Annotated in this window: 16 protein-coding genes; 12 read left to right on the plus strand and 4 right to left on the minus strand. The window is 71.4% G+C overall.

Annotated elements, in window-relative coordinates:
- Positions 1 to 10 precede the first annotated feature (10 nt).
- From ACZ7LS_RS14430 to ACZ7LS_RS14440, 3 genes are all read left to right on the plus strand, one after another.
- Complete coding sequence (locus ACZ7LS_RS14430; protein ID WP_129772895.1) at positions 11 to 499, plus strand: SseB family protein; 489 nt, start codon at positions 11 to 13, stop codon at positions 497 to 499.
- A 181-nt stretch (positions 500 to 680) separates the two neighbouring features.
- Positions 681 to 1,634, plus strand: a complete 954-nt coding sequence (locus ACZ7LS_RS14435) for a pirin family protein (protein ID WP_385136783.1) — start codon at positions 681 to 683, stop codon at positions 1,632 to 1,634.
- Positions 1,635 to 1,961: 327 nt separating this feature from the next.
- Positions 1,962 to 3,041, plus strand: coding sequence for an AI-2E family transporter (locus ACZ7LS_RS14440; RefSeq protein ID WP_382875498.1), 1,080 nt, complete (start codon positions 1,962 to 1,964; stop codon positions 3,039 to 3,041).
- On the opposite strand, the gene ACZ7LS_RS14445 is transcribed toward ACZ7LS_RS14440, so the two are convergent.
- The gene (locus ACZ7LS_RS14445) at positions 3,002 to 5,251 is read right to left on the minus strand and encodes an ATP-binding SpoIIE family protein phosphatase (RefSeq protein ID WP_385136781.1); all 2,250 of its coding nucleotides are present in this window, start codon (positions 5,249 to 5,251) and stop codon (positions 3,002 to 3,004) included. The genes ACZ7LS_RS14440 and ACZ7LS_RS14445 overlap by 40 nt on opposite strands.
- A 136-nt stretch (positions 5,252 to 5,387) precedes the next feature.
- Here ACZ7LS_RS14445 and aspS point away from each other — a divergent pair, with 136 nt between their 5' ends.
- Positions 5,388 to 7,160 carry an aspartate--tRNA ligase gene (gene aspS, locus ACZ7LS_RS14450; protein WP_382528240.1) on the plus strand — a complete coding sequence of 591 codons (1,773 nt, stop codon included), beginning with the start codon at positions 5,388 to 5,390 and terminating at the stop codon, positions 7,158 to 7,160.
- A 77-nt stretch (positions 7,161 to 7,237) separates the two neighbouring features.
- Here aspS and ACZ7LS_RS14455 read toward each other — a convergent pair whose 3' ends face one another.
- Positions 7,238 to 7,801 carry a DoxX family membrane protein gene (locus ACZ7LS_RS14455; RefSeq protein WP_385136779.1) on the minus strand — a complete coding sequence of 188 codons (564 nt, stop codon included), beginning with the start codon at positions 7,799 to 7,801 and terminating at the stop codon, positions 7,238 to 7,240.
- 205 nt (positions 7,802 to 8,006) lie between these two features.
- Here ACZ7LS_RS14455 and ACZ7LS_RS14460 point away from each other — a divergent pair, with 205 nt between their 5' ends.
- From ACZ7LS_RS14460 to ACZ7LS_RS14470, 3 genes are read left to right on the plus strand one after another with little or no spacing between them, the layout of a single operon-like run.
- Positions 8,007 to 8,516: a SigE family RNA polymerase sigma factor gene (locus ACZ7LS_RS14460; RefSeq protein WP_382528235.1), complete on the plus strand. Its 510-nt coding sequence runs from the start codon at positions 8,007 to 8,009 to the stop codon at positions 8,514 to 8,516.
- Entirely contained in the window at positions 8,500 to 9,519 is a 1,020-nt protein-coding gene (locus ACZ7LS_RS14465) for a hypothetical protein (RefSeq protein ID WP_385136777.1), read from the plus strand. The genes ACZ7LS_RS14460 and ACZ7LS_RS14465 overlap by 17 nt, the downstream gene beginning before the upstream one ends.
- Positions 9,520 to 9,532: 13 nt before the next feature.
- Positions 9,533 to 10,357, plus strand: coding sequence for a L,D-transpeptidase family protein (locus ACZ7LS_RS14470; RefSeq protein ID WP_382675041.1), 825 nt, complete (start codon positions 9,533 to 9,535; stop codon positions 10,355 to 10,357).
- A gap of 294 nt (positions 10,358 to 10,651) precedes the next feature.
- Here the strand turns inward: ACZ7LS_RS14470 and metG are convergent, their stop codons facing one another.
- Positions 10,652 to 12,376: a methionine--tRNA ligase gene (metG, locus tag ACZ7LS_RS14475; protein WP_382528227.1), complete on the minus strand. Its 1,725-nt coding sequence runs from the start codon at positions 12,374 to 12,376 to the stop codon at positions 10,652 to 10,654.
- A gap of 302 nt (positions 12,377 to 12,678) precedes the next feature.
- Here metG and ACZ7LS_RS14480 point away from each other — a divergent pair, with 302 nt between their 5' ends.
- Together ACZ7LS_RS14480 and ACZ7LS_RS14485 are read left to right on the plus strand one after the other, a co-directional pair.
- Complete coding sequence (locus tag ACZ7LS_RS14480; RefSeq protein ID WP_382528305.1) at positions 12,679 to 13,332, plus strand: response regulator transcription factor; 654 nt, start codon at positions 12,679 to 12,681, stop codon at positions 13,330 to 13,332.
- An 83-nt stretch (positions 13,333 to 13,415) separates the two neighbouring features.
- The gene (locus ACZ7LS_RS14485) at positions 13,416 to 14,540 is read left to right on the plus strand and encodes a sensor histidine kinase (protein ID WP_382528303.1); all 1,125 of its coding nucleotides are present in this window, start codon (positions 13,416 to 13,418) and stop codon (positions 14,538 to 14,540) included.
- Between the two features lie 189 nt (positions 14,541 to 14,729).
- Here ACZ7LS_RS14485 and ACZ7LS_RS14490 read toward each other — a convergent pair whose 3' ends face one another.
- Positions 14,730 to 16,226 carry a VWA domain-containing protein gene (locus tag ACZ7LS_RS14490; RefSeq protein ID WP_385136775.1) on the minus strand — a complete coding sequence of 499 codons (1,497 nt, stop codon included), beginning with the start codon at positions 16,224 to 16,226 and terminating at the stop codon, positions 14,730 to 14,732.
- A gap of 330 nt (positions 16,227 to 16,556) precedes the next feature.
- On the opposite strand from ACZ7LS_RS14490, the gene ACZ7LS_RS14495 reads away from it, so the two are divergent.
- The 3 genes from ACZ7LS_RS14495 (at position 16,557) to ACZ7LS_RS14505 (ending at position 19,890) form a co-directional block, all read left to right on the plus strand.
- Positions 16,557 to 18,638 carry a PhoX family protein gene (locus ACZ7LS_RS14495; RefSeq protein ID WP_385136773.1) on the plus strand — a complete coding sequence of 694 codons (2,082 nt, stop codon included), beginning with the start codon at positions 16,557 to 16,559 and terminating at the stop codon, positions 18,636 to 18,638.
- A gap of 223 nt (positions 18,639 to 18,861) precedes the next feature.
- Complete coding sequence (locus tag ACZ7LS_RS14500) at positions 18,862 to 19,341, plus strand: RNA-binding S4 domain-containing protein (RefSeq protein WP_385136771.1); 480 nt, start codon at positions 18,862 to 18,864, stop codon at positions 19,339 to 19,341.
- Between the two features lie 102 nt (positions 19,342 to 19,443).
- Positions 19,444 to 19,890: an ATP-binding protein gene (locus tag ACZ7LS_RS14505; protein WP_382528215.1), complete on the plus strand. Its 447-nt coding sequence runs from the start codon at positions 19,444 to 19,446 to the stop codon at positions 19,888 to 19,890.
- Positions 19,891 to 20,026: the final 136 nt, after the last annotated feature.

Consider the following 20,026-nt stretch of genomic DNA (forward strand, 5'->3'; position numbering starts at 1 on the left):
TCTTGCGCTCATGTACGGCTACGACCAGAACCCGGGCGCTCAGCAGCAGTACACGCACCCGCCTCAGCAGCCGCAGCAGCAGCCGATGGGCGGCCCCGGCGCGGGTGGATACGGCGAGCAGCCGCTGTATCCGGAGCCCTCGCCTCCGTCGCTCGGGGACGCCGTGCGGGCGTTCACGACGGGGTCGTTGTCGGCCGAGGACTTCCAGCAGATCTTCGCGACGTCGAAGGTCTACTGCCCGCGGGGTGACAACCCCGGGTTCCTGGCGCTGCACAACACGCAGCAGCCGGTGATCCCCATGTTCAGCACGCTCAAGGAGCTGCGGCGGTACGCGGGCAAGGAGTCGAAGTACTTCGTGATCACCGGCGCCGAGGTGATCGATCTGCTGCCCACGGGATACGGCTTCGTACTGGACATGGAGGGCGACCACCGGATGGTGTTCGACGCGAAGGCGGTCGAACAGATGGTGGACTTCGCGATGCGCCGTATGTACGGCTAGATCCTCTCCCTTTCTCTCCCGGCTCCTCCTCCGCCGCGGCCCCTCCGGCCGCGGCGTACTCATGTCGCCCCCTTGGGGCGGTACGGCAACGACGCGCGTGAAGCGGTGCGGGAATGAAGGGCGCCTTGCCAGATGTTCACTGTTCAACTAAATTGAACGTTGAATCATCAAGGAGGCCCTCATGCCCGCAGTGACTGTCGACAACCCGCTGACCCTGCCCCGGGTGGCGGCTCCGGCCGACGCCGTGGCCCGCCCCGTACTCGCCGTCACGACCGCGCCCGGCGGTTTCGAGGGCGAGGGCTTCCCGGTGCGCCGCGCTTTCGCGGGGATCAACTACGAGCACCTCGACCCGTTCATCATGATGGATCAGATGGGCGAGGTGGAGTACGCGCCGGGCGAGCCCAAGGGCACGCCGTGGCACCCGCACCGCGGCTTCGAGACCGTCACGTACCTGATCGACGGCACCTTCATCCACCAGGACAGCAACGGTGGCGGCGGCACCATCCAGAACGGTGACACCCAGTGGATGACCGCGGGCTCCGGCCTGCTGCACATCGAGGCTCCGCCGGAGTCGCTGGTCATGTCCGGCGGGCTGTTCCACGGCCTCCAGCTCTGGGTGAACCTTCCGGCGTCCGACAAGATGATGAACCCCCGGTATCAGGACATCCGCGGCGGCCAGGTCCAGCTCCTGACCTCGCACGACGGCGGCGCGCTGCTCCGCGTGATCGCCGGCGAGCTGGACGGACACGAGGGTCCCGGCATCACGCACACGCCGATCACGATGATCCACGCGACGCTGCGGCCGGGTGCGGAGATCAACCTGCCGTGGCGCGAGGACTTCAACGGTCTCGCGTACGTACTGGCGGGCCGCGGCTCGGTCGGTACGGACCGGCGCCCGGTGCGCATGGGGCAGACGGCGGTGTTCGGCGCGGGCGGCGCGCTGAGCGTGCGCGCGGACGAGACCCAGGACGGGAACACGCCGGACCTGGAGGTCGTGCTGCTGGGCGGGCGCCCGATCCGGGAGCCGATGGCGCACTACGGCCCGTTCGTGATGAACAGTCACGCGGAGCTGAAGCAGGCGTTCGAGGACTTCCAGGCGGGGCGCCTCGGCACGGTGCCGGCGGGGCCCGCGTAACCGGGCGGGGTGCGGTGCGGTCGTCCTCGGCGGGTGCCGGTGGTCGTGTGCGGGTGGTCGCCGGTGGTCGCTCCGGGCCTCGCGTCGGCCCCGGCACCACCCACCGGCCCCCGCGCCGGAGGCGCACCGCGCGACCCGGCACGGCCCCGGCACCACCCACCGGCCCCCGCGCCGGAGGCGCACCGCGCGACCCGGCAGCAACCCGCGGACGAAGACCGGCCGTAGCCGAAACGAACCCCGGACCACGCCCCCCCGCCGGGAGGCGATACGTCACCCGCGCGGAGGCCAACGGGGGACAGGCCCCCTCCCGCGTGGTCGGGTGGGAGCGTGCAGATCCCGCCGTCGTCCGTCCTCCCCGAGAGCGCCCGGCGCCTCGCCGCCTGGTGCGGTGTGGTGCTGGTGATCGCCGGGGTGGGGGCCGTCGCGATCTGGCTGGTCGTCACGTTCAAGACCGCCGTCACGCCCGTACTGCTCGCCCTTCTCGGCACCGCGCTGCTCGGCCCCCTGTACCGCCGCCTCGTCGCGCTGCGGCTGAACCGGTCGCTCGCCGCCGGGCTCACCTGCGTCGCCGTCGTGGCCGTGGTCGGCGGCGCGGGGTACATCGTCGTCAGCGCGCTGGTCGACAACGGGAACCAGATCATGACCTCGCTGCGGCAGGCGGCGCAGGACATGGCCCGGCACTTCGGCGCCGCCGGGACCTCGCTCGACGATCTGGCGAAGAACGGCAAGGAGCTGCTCGGGAAGTTCGGCGCCACCGCCGCCTCCGGGGTGCTCACCGGGATCAGTGTCGTCGGCGAGCTGATCGCCACCGCCGTGCTCGCGCTGCTGCTGATGTTCTTCTTCCTGCGCGATTCGGAACGCGCGGCCGACGCGCTCAGGGCCTTCGCCCCGCGGACGACCGGGGACACCGTCGAGGCCATGGCCCGCCGGGCGTTCGGCGCCGTCGAGGGGTTCATGCGCGGCACCACCGTCATCGCCCTCATCGACGCGGTCTGCATCACCGTCGGCCTGCTGATCCTGCGCGTCCCCGGCGCGATCGGGCTCGGTGCGCTCGTCTTCGTCGGGGCGTACATCCCGTATCTCGGCGCGTTCATCTCCGGCGCCGTCGCCGTGCTGGTCGCGCTCGCCGACCGGGGGTGGGTGATCGGGCTGTGGGCGCTGGGGGTGGTGCTCGCCGTGCAGGTGCTGGAGGGGCATGTGCTCCAGCCGATGATCCAGAGCCGTACCGTCCAGATGCACCCCGCGGTGGTGATACTGGCGATCACGGCGGGCGCCGGCGTCGCCGGGATCCTGGGCATGCTGCTCGCCGTACCGCTGACGGCCGCCGCGTTCGGGGTCCTGTCCGAACTGAGGGACCGTTACGGCGCCTACGACGGAGCCTCGGGCTCCGCCCCGCCGCACTCGTAGAGCTCGAACCAGATCGACTTCCCCTCGCCGCGCGGGTCCACGCCCCAGGCGTCGGCCAGCACCTCCATCAGCACCAGGCCGCGCCCGCTGGACGCCAGCTCCCCGGGGCGCCGCCGGTGCGGCAGTTCGTCGCTGGTGTCGGCGACCTCGACGCGCAGCCGGCGGTCTCCCAGCTCGCCGCGCGCCTCCGCGACGAGCAGGGCGTCGCCGTCGGTGTGCACGAGGACGTTGGTGATCATCTCGGAGACCATCAGCTCAGCGGAGTCGATCTGCTCCTCGTCCCGCCAGTCGTGCAGCAGCTCGCGCAACTGCCGCCGTACGCCCGCGATCCGCTCGGGCTCGGCCTGGGCGACGGTCAGCGCGGTGCGCCGGGGAATCCCGCCGCCCGGCCGGGCCGGCGCGAGGTCGCGGGAGAGCAGCAGGAGCGCGATGTCGTCCTCGCGGCGGTCCACGAGCGGTCCGGTCGTGTAGTGCGAGGTGGGGCCGTGCACGGCCTGGATGAGGGCGTCGGCGAGCTTCTCCAGGGATTCGCCGCTGTCCTGCTCCAGTACGGGCCGCAGCCGTGTCCAGCCGGTGGCGAGATCGTGTCCGCCGGTCTCGATGAGCCCGTCCGTGCAGAGCATGAGCGTCTCGCCGGGGCCCAGGACGAGCCGGGTCGTCGGGTAGTCGGAGTCGGCCTCGATGCCGAGCGGCAGCCCGCCTTCGGTCTGCCGGATGAACGCGGTCCCGTCCGCCGTGCGGATCACCGGGTCGGGGTGGCCCGCGCGGGCGATGTCGAGCGTGCCGTTCTCCGGGTCGACCTCCAGATAGAGGCAGGTCGCGAAGCGCGGGCCGGCCACGGAGTACCACTCGTCCATCACGGCGGCCCCCGCGTCCGTGCGCGGTCCGCCGCCGGGAAGGTTGCCGCCGTCGCGCCCCGGGTAGTGCTGGAGACCGGCCAGGAAGCGGGAGGCGCGGGAGAGCACCGCGTCCGGCCGGTGGCCCTCGGAGGCGTACGCGCGCAGGGCGATCCGCAGCTGGCCCATGAGGCCGGCGGCCCGTACGTCATGGCCCTGGACGTCCCCGATGACCAGCGCGAAACGTCCGCCCCAGCGGCCTTCGGAGTGCGCCGTGCCGCCGGGCAGCGGGATCATGTCGTACCAGTCGCCGCCGACCTGGAGCCCGCCGCCGGTCGGTACGTACCGGGCCGCCACCGTCATACCGGGGATCTCGGGCCCGAGCGTCGGCATCATCGTGCGCTGGAGGCCGAGGGACAGCTCGCGCTCGGTCTCGGCGACGCCCGCGCGGGCCAGCGCCTGCGCCAGCATGCGGGCCACCGTCGTCAGGACGGAGCGTTCGTCGGGCGAGAACGCGACCCGGTGCTTGAAGGCGGCCATCCAGGTGCCCAGCGTGCGGCCCGCGACGACCAGCGGGAGGAAGGCCCAGGAGTGGCGGCCGAAGCGCTCCACGTACCGCCAGGTGGCGGGGTACCGGTCGGCGTACGCCTCCGGGGTCGGCAGATAGATGGCCCGGCCGGTCCGTACGACCTCGGCCGCCGGGTAGTCGGTGTCCACCGTCATGCCCTCGAACGGGGCCGAGTCCTCCGGGGCGTGCCCGTGGTGGCCGACGATCGTCAGCCGCTCGCCCGAGACGCCGTAGACCGCGAGACCGTCCGGTGAGAAGCCGGGCATGGAGAGGGAGGCGGCGACCCGCAGCACCTCGGTGGTGGAGCGCGCCTCGGCCAGCGCGCGGCCCGCGTCGAGCAGGAAGGCCTCGCGGGAGCGGCGCCAGTCACCGGTGAGGGAGGTCCGCTCGACGGTGGTGCCCGGCCGGGGCTCGATGACCGCCTGGACGGTGCCGACCAGCTCGTAGTCCCGCTCCGCCTCGTGGTCCCGCTCGGCCTCGTGGTCCCGCTCCCCCTCGGCCGGTGAGGTGACCATCGGCTTGGCCCTGACCCGTACGGTACGGAGCACCCGGCCGCTCTCGTCCACGACCCGCAGCCGGGCCTCGGCCAGGGTGTCCTCGGCGAGCGCGAGGTTCACGATGCCGTCGATCTCGTTCCAGTCGATGGGGTGGAACCGGGCGCGCGTGGCGGACTCGGTGAGGGTCACGGGTTCTTCGGGCATGCCGAGCAGCCGGGCCGCCTCCCCGTTGAGGGTGACCGTGCCGGAGGCGTTCTCCCAGCGCCATAGGCCGGTCGCGATCGCGGCCAGGACATCCTCGGTGCGCATTGTCCCACTTTATGAATATGTGTTGAGCAAACGCCACCGAGGGGGGTGTCATGGTCGGGCGGTAACCTGTGGTGTCGTACGACGTAACGCCTCCGCCCGGCCAACCCCGACTTGCCAAGAACTGGATGAAACGACGATGCATCGGTACAGGTCCCACACCTGCGGCGAGCTCCGCGCCTCTGACGTCGGTGCCGACGTCCGGCTGAGCGGCTGGCTGCACAATCGCCGAGACCTGGGCGGCATCCTCTTCATCGATCTCCGCGACCACTACGGTCTGGTGCAGCTCGTGGCCCGCCCCGGCACCGCCGCGAACGAGGAGCTGTCCAGGCTCACGAAGGAGACCGTCGTCCGTATCGACGGCAAGGTCTCCGCGCGCGGAGCGGAGAACGTCAACCCGGAGCTGCCGACCGGCGAGATCGAGATCGAGGTCTCCGAGGTCGAGATCCTCGGCGCGGCGGGCCCGCTGCCGTTCACGGTCAACGCCGAGGACGGAGTGAACGAGGAGCGGCGTCTGGAGTACCGCTTCCTCGACCTGCGCCGCGAGCGCATGCACCGCAACATCATGCTGCGCACGTCCGTCATCTCCGCCATCCGGCACAAGATGACCGCGCTGGGCTTCAACGAGATGGCCACGCCCATCCTCACCGCGACGTCCCCCGAGGGCGCCCGTGACTTCGTGGTCCCGTCCCGGCTGAACCCGGGCAGGTTCTACGCGCTGCCGCAGGCCCCGCAGCAGTTCAAGCAGCTGCTGATGATCTCGGGCTTCGACCGCTACTTCCAGATCGCGCCGTGCTTCCGCGACGAGGACGCCCGCGCCGACCGCTCGCCCGGCGAGTTCTACCAGCTCGATGTCGAGATGAGCTTCGTCGAGCAGGAGGACGTCTTCCAGCCGATCGAGAAGCTGATGACCGAGCTGTTCGAGGAGTTCGGCAACGGCCGCCATGTGACCTCGCCGTTCCCGCGCATCCCGTTCCGCGAGTCGATGCTGAAGTACGGCAACGACAAGCCGGACCTGCGCGCCAAGCTCGAACTGGCCGACATCTCGGACGTCTTCGAGGGCTCCGAGTTCAAGGCGTTCGCCGGTAAGCACGTCCGCGCCCTGCCGGTGCCGGACACGGCGGGCCAGTCGCGCAAGTTCTTCGACGGGCTCGGCGAGTACGCCGTCGAGCACGGCGCGAAGGGCCTGGCCTGGGTGCGGGTCGGCGAGGACGGCGCGCTGAGCGGCCCGATCGCCAAGTTCCTCACCGAGGAGAACGTCAAGCTGCTCACCGAGCGCCTGGGGCTCGTCCCCGGCCACGCCGTCTTCTTCGGCGCGGGCGAGTTCGACGAGGTCTCCAAGATCATGAGCGCGGTGCGCGTCGAGGCCGCCAAGCGCGCGGGCCACTTCGAGGACGGCGTCTTCCGGTTCTGCTGGATCGTCGACTTCCCGATGTACGAGAAGGACGAGGAGACCGGGAAGATCGACTTCTCGCACAACCCGTTCTCGATGCCCCAGGGCGGCCTGGAAGACCTGGAGACGAAGGACCCGCTGGACATCCTGGCGTGGCAGTACGACATCGTCTGCAACGGAATCGAGCTGTCCTCCGGCGCGATCCGTAACCACGAGCCCGAGCTGATGATCAAGGCGTTCGAGATCGCCGGGTACGACCGCGAGACCGTCGAGCACGAGTTCGCGGGCATGCTCCGCGCGTTCCGCCTCGGCGCCCCGCCGCACGGCGGCATCGCCCCGGGCGTGGACCGCATCGTGATGCTGCTGGCCGACGAGCCGAACATCCGCGAGACGATCGCCTTCCCGCTGAACGGCAACGCGCAGGACCTGATGATGGGCGCGCCCACGGAGCTGGCCGAGTCCCGCCTCCGCGAGCTGAACATCGCACTGCGCAAGCCGCCGGCGAAGTCCGCCGAATAGCCCCCGCGCCACACCCGAAGGGGCCCGGAACCACACGGTTCCGGGCCCCTTCGGGTGTGCCCGCGTTCGGGTGGGGGTCAGTTGCGGAGCAGGAGGGTGATCGCCGCGATCAGGAGGCCGAGGGCCAGGGCCGCGGCGCCGTAGGCGAGGCGGTGGGACTTGACCCAGGGCAGGTAGCGGTCCGCGGCGAGGCGGCCAGGGCCGGTGAGGGCGAGGGCGGCGGCGCCGGCGGTGAGGAGGAGTTCGTACTCGATGCCCGTCGGCGCGAAGAAGCCGCCGAAGCCCTTCACCGCGAGCGCGTTGACCATCGTGCCGACCACCGCGGCGCCCGCGAGCGGGGTGAGCAGGCCGAGGGCCAGGCCCAGGCCGCCGAAGGTTTCGGTGAGACCGGCCACGACGGCCAGCGCCTTGCCGTTGGGGTAGCCGCTCAGGGTGAAGAAGGCTCCCGTGCCGTCGATGCCGCCGCCGCCGAACCAGCCGAACAGCTTCTGGCCGCCGTGCGCGGCCATCGTCAGCCCGAGGACCACGCGCAGGAGCAGCAGTCCGGCGTCGTAGGCGTGCGGCGAGGCGGCGTGCGGGGCGTGCGTCGCCTCGGAGGTGGGGGCGAGCGGGCCCGTGGTGGTGCGAAGGGGGGAGGACATGCGTGTTCTCTCCTGGGGTGTGGGGGATGGGGGACGTAGTTGTGTTTGAGAGTTCAAGTACTGCTCTGGTGACGGTACACAACGCTCCGAACGCGGACAACGTGATCCGTGACGCCGGGACGTTCATCTCCCCGAGGCAACCTGATCGCCGCCCCACCGCGTTCCACTGTCGTGGGAATCCGAACGGAATGGCGAGGGCAGGACAATGGACCCGGGCGACGGCGACTTCGAGGCATTCGTCGCCGCCCGGGGGCCGCGGCTCCTGCGGATGGCCTGGTTGCTGACCGGGGACGCGCATCTCGCCGAGGACCTGCTGCAGAGCACCCTCGCGAAGGTATGGCCCAAGTGGCCGCGGATCGCGGGGGACCGGCCGGAGGCGTACGTACGCAAGTCGCTGGTGAATCTGCACGCCTCCTGGTGGCGGCGGCGCTGGCGGGGCGAGTTGCCGTACGGCGATGTCCCGGACGCGGTGGGAACGTTCGACGCGTACGCGGAAGTGGATCTGGAGCAGTCGCTGGCCGCCGCGGTCCGCGCGCTGCCGGTGCGGCAGCGCGCGGTGGTCGTACTGCGCTACTTCGAAGACCTGAGCGTCGACGACACCGCGGCGACGCTCGGCTGCACCCCCGGCACCGTCAAGAGCCAGGCGGCGCGTGCGCTGAGCTCCCTGCGCGCCGCGCTGCCCGCCTTCGTGGAAGGCGGTGACCGCTGTGGGTGACTCCTGGCCGGACGGCGCGGACGGCGCGGACCGGTTGGACGGGCCGGAGGGCGCGGACCGGGTGGATGGGACGGACCGGATGGACGGGACAGACGGGCCGGGCGCTGAGGACGAGCGGGAGCTGCGCATCCTGCTGCAGAGGGCCGTGCCCCGGCTGCCCGCCCCCGAGGGACGCATGCGCGGAGTACGGGAACGGGTCACCCGGAACCGCCGCCGGCGCCGCACGGCCGGCGCCGCCGCGGCGGCCGTGACCGGACTGGCCCTCGCCGGCACGCTGCTCCCCGGCGTGCTGCACGCCGGGGAGGAGTCCACGCCGCCCGCGTCCTCCGCCCCCCCGGTCACCGCGGCTCCGCCCGGTCCGCCACCGGCCACCGGCCCCACGGTCGCCCCGCCCACGGTCACCGCACCCGCCGACGGCGCACCCGCCGACGGCGCGACCCCGCCCCCCATTCCCGGCGACGGGCAGGCCCAGCGGACGCGCTTCGCACATGTGGCCGGTCTCGTCCTCCCGCTGCCCGACACCTGGCAGGCCCTCGACATGCCGGAGGACGCCCGGTACAAGCAGCCTGCCCGCGGTTTCGTCTCGACCCAGCGGCTCGTCCCGTACGAACAGACCTGCCCCGCGGACGACCAGAGCCAGTGCCTCCCGGTGCGGGCCCTCCCGCCCGGCGGCGCCCTGGTCACGCTGGTCGCGCACAAGGGGGCCGATCTGTCGGCCAAGGTGCTGGACCCGCCGGTGCTGTACCCGTCGGACAGTCCCTCCCCGGCCTGCCGGAAGCTCACGGGCACCCAGGAGTTCACCGGACTGATCGGTGGCGCACCCGCCCCCTATTCGGCGGTCATCGTCACCCTGTGCGTCGCGGGCGACGCGCCGGGGACCGTCGAGGGCGCCCGCGCGATGGTCACCGGCGCAGACTTCGGCAGAGGACCTGTGCCCGACCCGACCGACCCGTCCGACCCGACCGACTCCCCGACCACCGCGCATCCCCGGAACGCGAGATGAAAGAGGCCCGTACATGTCTGTGCGTCCTGTCCGCCCTGTCCGCAGAGGACCGCTGATCGCCGCGCTGCTGGCGACCGGCCTGCTGCTCACCGGCTGCTCGGGCTTCGGCGGCGCCACGGACCACGCGGACAACGTGGGCTCGGCGCCGGGCGGGACGGCCGCGAAGGACAAGGGCGCCGCGGTCAGCTCCGACGCGAGCGGCGGTACGACGGGACGCTCCGCCCCCGAAGCGCAGATCGTCCAGCCCGAGGAGATCCCCGAACTCGGTGCCGCGACGCGCGCCAAGATCTCCCCGCAGGCGTCCCAGGCCGTCGTGGTGACCGGCACCGGCCGCGACTCCAGTACGTCCTCCGTCGTCGTCTACGAGCGTGATCCGGTCACCGGCTGGCAGCCCGTCTCGGACATCTGGTCCGCGCACAACGCCGTGCGCGGCTGGACCGACGACCACTTCCAGGGCGATCTGCGTTCACCCATCGGGGTGTTCGACCTCACCGACGCGGGCGGCAAGCTGCCCAACCCGGGCACGAGGCTCCCGTACGACCGCGGCTCCGCCTTCGAGGCGTCGGGCGACGGCTTCGAGGGCGAGGCGCTCGCGGGGTCCTTCGACTACGTGGTCGCGATCAACTACAACCGGCTGTCCGGCACCACGCCGCTCGACTGGACCCGGCCGCTCGGCGAGGACAAGGGCGGCGGCATCTGGCTCCACGTGGACCACGGCGGGCCCACCCAGGGCTGTGTCTCGCTGCCGCGCGGGCGGATGAAGCAACTGCTGCGGATGCTGGACCCGGCGAAGCGGCCGATCGTGGTGATGGGCGACGCGGAGTCGCTCAGCGACTGACGCGCGTACTCGCTCGGCGATCGGGCTGCGGACCGCCGGCGGCTGGGCTCCGGACCGCTGACCGCTGACCGCTGACCGCTGACCGTACGAAGGCGCCGACCTCGTCCCGTACGCGCCCCGTCCCGTACGCGCCCCGTCCCGTACGCGCCCGGCTCCGTACGCGCCCGGCTCCGTCGCGCCCCGCCCCCCCGCCCCGTCCCGTAGCCGCCCCGCTCCGTGCACGCGAAAGGCCCAGGACTCGGACGTACTCGTCCGTGTCCCGGGCCCGTTCGCCGCTCGGCCGGCAGCCGCGCGTTACGCCGCGGCCGGGTCCTCGCCGCCGAAGCGCTCCTTGTACACGGCCAGGTCCTCATCGGTGATCTTGGCGAAGAGCACCGGCGGGACGGTGAACGCCGTACCGGCCGGAACGGACGCCAGCGCCTTCGCCTCCTCGGCCGTGACCCAGCGCGCCGTGTCGTCGGTCAGCGCGAACGCCCCCCGCATCGCCCTGGCGGACGCCGGGATGAACGGCTCGGAGATCACCGCGTACAGGTGGATCAGGTTCATCGCCGTCCGCAGGGTCAGCGCCGCGCCCTCCTCGTCGGACTTGATCTCCAGCCACGGAGCCTTCTCCTCCAGATACGAGTTGCCCGCGGACCACAGGGCGCGCAGCGCGGCGGCGGCCTTGCGGAACTGGAGCGTCTCCATGTGGCCCTCGTACTCCGCGAGCAGCCTCGCGATCTCCTCGCCGAGCCGCGCCTCCGCCTCGCCCGCCGGCTTGCCGGCCGGGACCGCGTCGCCGAAGCGCTTGCGCGAGAAGGACAGGACGCGGTTCACGAAGTTGCCGAGGGTGTCGGCGAGGTCCTTGTTGACCGTCGCCGTGAAGTGCTCCCAGGTGAACGACGTGTCGTCCGACTCGGGCGCGTTCGCCATCATGAAGTAGCGCCAGTAGTCGGCGGGCAGGATCTCCAGCGCGTCGTGGGTGAAGACGCCCCGCTTCTGCGAGGTGGAGAACTTGCCTCCGTAGTAGTTCAGCCAGTTGAAGGACTTGACGTAGTCGACCTTCTTCCACGGCTCGCGCGTGCCGAGCTGGGTGGCCGGGAACATCACTGTGTGGAACGGGACGTTGTCCTTGCCCATGAACTCGGTGTAGCGGACCGTGTCGTCGGCCTCGTACCACCAGGACTTCCAGTCGCGGTTCGCCGGGTCCTGGTCGGACCACTCCTTCGTCGCGCCGATGTACTCGATGGGCGCGTCGAACCAGACGTAGAAGACCTTGCCCTCGGCGGCCAGCTCCGGCCACGCGTCGGCGGGGACCGGTACGCCCCACTCCAGGTCGCGGGTGATCGCGCGGTCGTGCAGGCCCTCGGTCAGCCACTTGCGGGCGATGGAGGAGGACAGCTGCGGCCACTCCTCGCTCGTCGCGTCGATCCAGCTCTCGACCTCGCCCGCCAGCTTCGACTGGAGGAGGAAGAGATGCTTGGTCTCGCGGACCTCCAGCTCGCTGCTGCCGCTGATCGCGGAGCGCGGGTTGATCAGATCCGTCGGGTCCAGGACGCGCGTGCAGTTCTCGCACTGGTCGCCGCGGGCCTTGTCGTAGCCGCAGTGCGGGCACGTACCGACGATGTAGCGGTCCGGCAGGAAGCGGCCGTCGGCGATCGAGAAGACCTGGCGGATCGACCGCTCCTCGATGAAGCCGTTCTCCTTCAGCCGGCGCGCGAAGTGCTGCGTGATCTCGCGGTTCTCGGCGGAGGAGCTGCGGCCGAAGTAGTCGAAGGCCAGCTCGAAGCCGTCGTAGATCGCCTTCTGGGCGTCGTGCTGCTCGGCGCAGAAGGCGTCGACCGGTACGCCCGCTTCCTTGGCCGCCAGCTCGGCGGGGGTGCCGTGCTCGTCGGTCGCGCAGATGTACAGGACCTCGTGGCCGCGCTGGCGGAGGTACCTCGCGTACACATCCGCCGGGAGCATGGACCCCACCATGTTGCCCAGGTGCTTGATCCCGTTGATGTACGGAAGGGCGCTGGTGATGAGGTGTCGAGCCATTGCAGGCTGCTCCCAAGTCGCTACACGGTGTGACCAATTGGTCTACGGAATGTCAATATCGTATCCGACCCTTCCGGCGCGAGTCGCCCGCGTTTTCTCCGGGTGTGCGGGGGTGTGCGCGGTGGTGTGTGTGGGTGCGTGTGGGGCGCGCGGAGATGCGCGCGGGCGTGCGACGGCGTGCTGGCGCACGGGGGCGGGGGGAGAGCTTTCCGAAACACCCCGTGCCGTAGACAGGCACATCCCGGGAGAGAAAGGGCATCATGTACGAGGCGGGGCAGGGGACAGGGGCAGGGGACGGCAGCATGCGGGTACTGGTCGCCGAGGACGAGGAGGTCCTGGCGGAGCTGGTGGCCACAGGGCTGCGGCGCGCGGGATTCGCCGTCGACACCGTGTACAGCGGCGACGCCGCCCTCGCCTATCTGGGACTGCACGACTACGACGTCGTCGTCCTCGACCGCGATCTGCCACGCGTCCACGGCGACGACGTCGCGCGCAAGCTGGTCGCCGAGTCGTCCCGTACCCGCATCCTGATGCTCACCGCTTCCGTCTCCATGGAGGACCGCGTCGCGGGGCTCGATCTGGGCGCCGACGACTATCTGGGCAAGCCCTTCGACTTCCCCGAGCTGGTCTCGCGGGTGCGCGCGCTGCGGCGGCGCAGCGCCAGGCCCGTACCGCCGCAGCTGGAGCGGCACGGCGTACGGCTCGACTCCGTACGGCGGACGGCGTCGCGGGACGGGGTGGCGCTCGACCTCTCGCCCAAGGAGTTCTCGGTCCTCCAGATCCTGCTGGAGGCGGACGGGGCGCCGGTCTCCGCCGAAGAGCTGCTGGAGCGGGCCTGGGACGCGCACGCGGATCCGTTCACCGGCGCGGTCCGGGTCTGTCTCAGCAAGCTGCGGGCCAAACTCGGGGATCCGCCGCTGATCCGTACGGTCCAGGGGGTGGGGTACGCGCTGTGATACGCGCCGCACGGCGCGGCGGGCGGGGGACGACGGGAGCGGCGGGCAAGGCGCTGGGGCCCGGTTCCACCATCCGTACGCGCATGGCCCTCATCTACGGCGGTGTCTTCGTCGTCCTCGGTGGCTGTCTGCTCGCCATCGTCAATCTGCTCTCCAGTGTCGGTACGCAGAGCGAGGCCCAGGAGATCGCCGCCCGGGTGGCGCCGGTCCAGGTGTCGCCTCTGCTCCCCGGCTCGTCGGTGCGCGGGCTGATCGGCCAGCAGCAGATCCAGGCCGTCGCCGTGTACCAGCTCACCGACAACGTCACGGACGCCGCCTCCGACGAGATGCTGTTCTGGTCCGTCGCCGCGCTGCTGGTCATGGCGGCGTGCGCGGTCGGGGTCGGCTGGTGGACGGCGGGGCGCGTGCTGCGGCCGGTGCACGCGATGACGGCGAAGGCCCGCCGGATGTCCGAACACAATCTTCACGAACGGATCGGCGCGAGCGGCCCCGATGACGAGCTGAAGGAGCTGGGCGACACCCTGGACGCGCTGCTGGCGCGCCTGCAGAAAGCTTTCGACAGTCAGCGCCGGTTCATCGCGAACGCCTCGCACGAGCTGCGCACCCCGCTGGCGACCCAACGCGCCGCGATCCAGGTCGGGTTGGACGATCTGTGCACGCCGGACGAGCTGGCCCGTACGAAGGAGACCCTGCTCGACAACAACCGGCGCAGCGAACAGCTCATCGAGGGACTGCTGGTGCTGGCGCGCAGCGAGCGCGAGGTGGAGGACCAGGAGCCGGTCGATCTGGGCGACGCGGTGGCGGAGGAGACGGCTCGCTACGGGCGGCGGGTCTCCCTGTGTGTCGTCGACGCGGCCGTGGTGCGCGGAAACCGGCTGCTGCTCGGGCAGTTGGTGGGAAACCTGCTGGCCAACGCGGTGACGTACAACGTGCCGGGGGGGACGGTGGACGTCGATGTACGGGGCGGGGAGCTGGTGGTGCGCAACACTGGCCCTGTCGTCGCCGAGGCGGACATCCCCGCGCTGTTCGAACCCTTCCGGCGGGGAGAGGGCCGCGACCGGATGGGGCGCGGCGCGGGGCTCGGCCTCTCCATCGTGCGCTCGATCGCGGTGGCGCACGGGGGGACGGTCAGGGCGGAGCCGGGCGGCGCCGGCGGGGGGCTGGCGGTGACGGTGAGGCTGCCGAAGGCGGAGCGCGACGGCGACTGAGGGGGACCGGGGCCGCGAACGCCGGGGGCGGCGACGGCAGGGACGGCCGGGGCCAGTGACCGAAGCCGCCGCCGGGACCGAAGCCGCCGCCGGGACCGAAACCGCCGCCGGCGCCGCGTACGGGACGCGGGCCGACGGCGGTAACAGCCGTAAACGGTGGTAACGGTGGCAACGGCCTTCCGGGGCAGGTCAGTTGCCGGAGGCGGACGGCTGCCAGGCGGCGAGCAGCTCGCGGTAGAACGTGGTGTCCGGGACCTCGCTGGGCACCGGACCCGCGTGGTAGAAGCCCACGTTCGCCGTGGCCTCGTCCGCGCCGAGCTTCCGCGCGAAGTCGAAGCCCTTGGCGTCCTCCTCGCCGAACGCCACGAACTGCCAGAAGAGCGGCAGCTTCGCGGCCTCGGCGAGAGCCTGCTCGGCGAGGCGTACGGCGCTGGGCGCGCCGTCCGTCTGGAAGATCACCAGCGCGGGCCCGGCCGAGCCGGACTTCTCGTGCAGCGCGACGACCTCTTCGACGGCGCGGTGATAGTTCGTACGCCCCATGCGGCCGAGGGAGCCGTGCAGTTCGTCGATCTTCCCCTCGTAGTCGGTGAGGCCGATCTCACCGGTCCCGTCGATGTCGGTGGAGAAGAACACGACGGAGACGGTCGCGCTCTCGTCCAGGTGCGCGGCGAGTGCGAGGGCCTGCTCGCCGAGGTGCTGGGCGCTGCCGTCCTTGAAGTACGGCCGCATGGAGCCGGACCGGTCCAGCACCAGATAGACGCTGGCGCGGTGCCCGGCGAGGCCGCGCTTCTTGAGGGCGGCGCCCGCGGCCTTGTAGAGGTCGGCGAGGCCGGGGGCACGGGACTTGACGCGGGCGAGGGTGAAGGCGGGGCGGGCGGCGGCAGCGGTGGTGGCGGTGTCGGCGACGACCGGCTCAGGCGTGGGCGAGGGCGTGGGCGTGGGCTCGGCGACGGTCTCCGGCTCGGCGGCCTCGGCCTCGGGCTCGACGGCCTGGGGCGCGGCCTCTGCCTTGACCGCGACGACCTCGGGTTCGGCCTCGGCCTTCCCTTCCGCCTTGGTCTCGGGTTCGGGCTCGCGTTCCGGCTCCGGTCCGCGTTCCGGTTCCGCCGGAACAACCGCCTCCCGCACGGCCGTCACGTCGAGTTCGGGCTCCGCCGTGGCCTGCGCGGGGACCGTGGGCGTGGGCGTGGCGGCCGGGGCCGGGGCCGGCGTGGCCGCGAGCGGCGGCGGCTCCTCGATCGCGCTCGTCCGCGGCAGCTGCGACGGCACACCGCGGTCCGGATCTGCCGGGCGCGGGTTGTCGAACGCCGCGGCGACCAGATCCGCCGCCGCCCCTTCGATGTCCTTGGCCTTCACGGCCTCCACCGAGTCCTTGGGCTCAACCGGGGCGGGCGCGGACGCCGACGCCGACCCCGAGGCCGTGTCCGAAGCCGAAGCCGAAGCCGAGGTCGAAGCCGAGGCCGACGTCGTGACCGTGGTCGTGGCCTTGGCCTTGGCCGTCGTCACGTCCGGGTCGGCGGCCTTCGTCGTGTCCGTACCCGAGTCCTTGGGCGTCGGCTCCGCCGAGTCCGTACGGTCCGAACGGCCCGCCTGAGACGGTACCGAGGCCGAGACCGGCGCCGACTCGTGGCGCTCCTCCGCACGGTCGCGTCCGAACACCTTGCGCAGCAAGCTCCGAATGCCCATGGGCGAGGCCTTTCAGATGAGTTGGGTGCGGTGTCCGCCACCGGGGAAACGCACATCCCTGGCCAGGGCGGATACGTAAGGTTAGCGGCCACCGCGAACGATCTCCGGCAGGGGCGGTCCACGTGTAGGACGGGCCCTACGGGCAGGACGGTACCCTCCCGGCCGCCACCGTCATTACTCTCTCCCGACCACGAGGTCGGCGTGGATTCATGTTCCGTTCACCTGGAGGCCGCCACCCTGGTGGCATGCGCACCTAGCGTCACCAGCCGAGACATCCCGACACCCTGTCGGCGCGGTGCGCGCCGAACCATCGCATTTCCGGAGGCGAAAGTGCGCAAACTGCTGCCGCTGCTCAGTTCCAGCTCCAGTCCTCACGCGGGTGGGCGTTCCGCCCTGACCTGCCGCTACCGCTGTGGCGACGCCTGTTTCCACGAGGTACCGAACAAGAGCGACAACGAGTACGTCGGTGACATCATCGCCGGTGCGATGTCGAGGCGTTCCCTGGTGCGCGCCGCCGCCGTCGTGACGGTCGCCACCGCCGCGGGCAGCGCGCTCGCCTTCGGCCCCGGTAACTCCTCGGCGTCCGCCGCCGCGGTCGCCGGTAACGGCAACGGCAACGGAAACAGCGGCGGTGGCAAGGCCGACGGCGCCCGCGGTCTGCGCTTCACCCCGGTCGCCCCCAACACCGCGGACAAGGTGACCATCCCCTCCGGCTACGCCCAGAACGTGGTCATCCGCTGGGGCGACCCGATCCTGCGCGGTGCGCCGGCCTTCAACGCGGACAAGCAGACCGCCAAGGCGCAGGCCGGCCAGTTCGGTTACAACAACGACTTCCTGAGCCTGCTGCCGCTGAAGGGCGAGCGCGACCGTCAGGTGCTCGTGGCCAACCACGAGTACACCGACGAGATCCTGATGTTCAAGGGCTACGACCCGGCCAAGCCGACCCGCGAGCAGGTGGAGATCGCCTGGGCCGCCCACGGTCTCTCCGTCGTCGTGGTCGAGGAGGACCGCAAGAGCGGCAAGCTCACCGCCGTCACCCGCCACCAGCTCAACCGCCGTCTCACCGCGACCAGCGAGTTCCGTCTCACCGGCCCGGCCGCGGGCAGCGATCTGCTCCGCACCTCGGCGGACCGTACGGGCAGCAGGGTCCTCGGCACGCTCAACAACTGCGCCGGTGGCACCACCCCCTGGGGCACCACGCTGCACGGCGAGGAGAACTTCAACCAGTACTTCGCCAACGGTTCGAGCGACACGGACAAGCGCTACGGCATCGGCACCGCGGCCAGCGAGCGCAAGTGGGAGCTGTTCGACAAGCGCTTCGACCTCAAGCAGGAGCCCAACGAGGCGCACCGCTTCGGCTGGGTCGTCGAGCTCGACCCGTACGACCCGGACTTCACGCCCCGCAAGCGCACCGCACTCGGCCGCTTCAAGCACGAGGCCGCGCAGCCCCGGCTGACCGCCGACGGCCGCCCCGTCGTCTACATGGGCGATGACGAGCGCTTCGACTACCTCTACAAGTTCGTCTCGTCGAAGCAGATGAAGAAGGGCAACAGCCGCGCCGACCACGAGCACAACCTGACGCTGCTCGACGAGGGCACGCTGTACGTCGCCAAGCTGACCGGTGACAGCCCGGCGGGCGAGTTCGACGGCACGGGCAAGCTCCCGAACGACGGCGAGTTCGACGGTTCCGGCGTGTGGATACCGCTGGCGACCGGCGATGTCTCGCACGTGCCCGGCATGAGCGCCGACGAGGTGTACATCTTCACGCGCCTCGCGGGCGACAAGGTCGGCGCCACCAAGATGGACCGTCCCGAGGACGTCGAGCCGTCGCCGCGCACCGGCCGGGTCTATGTCGCGCTGACGAACAACACCGACCGCGGCAAGGCCGGCAAGGAAGGCCCCACCGAGGCCAACCCCCGTAACGCCAACAAGCACGGTCACGTGCTGGAGCTGGCGGAGAACTGGGACGACCCGGCGGGCGACGGGTTCGCCTGGCGGCTCTTCCTGGTCGCGGGTGACCCGAACGACCCGGCCACCTACTTCGCGGGCTTCCCCAAGGACAAGGTCAGCCCGATCTCCTGCCCGGACAACGTCGCCTTCGACCCGCACGGCAACCTGTGGATCTCGACGGACGGCAACGCGCTCGGTGCGCACGACGGCCTGTTCGGCGTCGCGACGCAGGGCGACCGGCGCGGTGAGCTGAAGCAGTTCCTGACCATGCCGAACGGCGCGGAGACCTGCGGCCCGGTCATCCAGGACCGCCGGATCCTGGTCGCGGTGCAGCACCCGGGCGAGATCGACGGCGCGTCCGTCGAGAAGCCGGCGAGCGCGTGGCCCGACGGTCCCGGCAAGATCGTCCGTCCGTCGGTGGTCTCGGTCTGGCGCAAGGACGGTGGCGACATCGGCGTCTGACGCCGACCTGATCCGGTCGGATCCGATCCGATGTGGTTCGGTCCGGTCCGGTCCGGTCCGACCGGGGCTTTCCGGACACGATCATGATCGCGGGGTGGCGCCGTCTCGGACCGGCGTCACCCCGCTCGGCGTTGCCGCGGACGAGGTGACACGGAGAGCCGCGAACGAGGTGACACGGAGAAAGGGGGAGAGCCGTCGGGCCGTCCGCGCTTACCCTCGATCCATGACTTCTGAGGCTTCGGACACGGGGACCGCACGGGTCGACTCCTGGATCTGGTCGGTACGGCTCACCAAGACCCGCTCCCAGGCCGCCGCCGCCTGCCGCGCCGGCCATGTGCGCGTCAACGGCGAGCGGGTCAAGCCCGCCTACGCGATCAAGCCGGGCGACGAGATCCGGCTGCGCCACGCGGCGCGCGACCGGGTCGTGGTGGTCTCGCGCGTCGTGAAGAAGCGGGTGGGCGCGCCGGTGGCCGTGGAGTGCTACGTGGACAACAGCCCGCCGCCCCCGCCGCGCGAACTGACCGTCCCCATCGCCCTTCGCGACCGGGGCGCGGGCCGCCCCACGAAGCGCGACCGCAGGGAGCTGGACCGGCTTCAGGACCGGCTTCAGGAGCAGGCCCCGGAGTGGGCCCAGGACCGGGCGCGAGGCCGGGCGCAGGACCGTGCGCAGGACCGGGCCAGGGACCGGCGCTCCGAGGGCTGATCGCGGGGTTCCGGGAATGTCCGCGAACGGATGAGTTTAGCTGCACACAGTCACCTTTGGTGCACGGAAAGTAAAACCGGCATCACAGGGAAGGTCCTTCCCATGAACCACGACGGTGAACAGCGCGAACTACCGCACCAGCACACACAGCGCTTCACGTTCCGCCTCCCCAGTCACCCCCGTAGCGTCGGCCGGGCCCGGGAAGTTCTTCATACGAAAGTTGATCTGCCCGGAGATCCCGGCGAGACCGCCGCTCTCCTGCTGTCGGAGCTCGTCACCAACGCGCTGCGTCACGGCAGCCCACCGGGCAGGGAGATCGCCGTCACCCTGGAACGGGCCGAAGGGCTGCTCAGGGTGGAGGTCGAGGACGCGGGGGACTATCTGCCGCGCCCTCGCACCCCCGATCTCGAAGACGAGTGCGGGCGGGGACTCGCGCTGGTGGCCGCGCTCGCCGACGACTGGGGCGTGGCGCCCAGGCTCGGCCCCGGGAAGCGGGTGTGGGTCACGCTCAAAGTGCCGGAAACGACGCTCAAAGGGTCCGGTCAGTGAGGCCGGTCCGGGGGGGGGGGGGAGGGGGGGGGGGGGAAAAGGGGGGGGGGGGGGGGGGGGGGGGGGAAGGGGAGGAAGCAGAGCCAACCGAGGAGACAGAGAAGAAAGAAACAACGCAACAGGAGGGGGCGGGTTT

This window comes from Streptomyces sp. NPDC039430, from assembly GCF_055639435.1.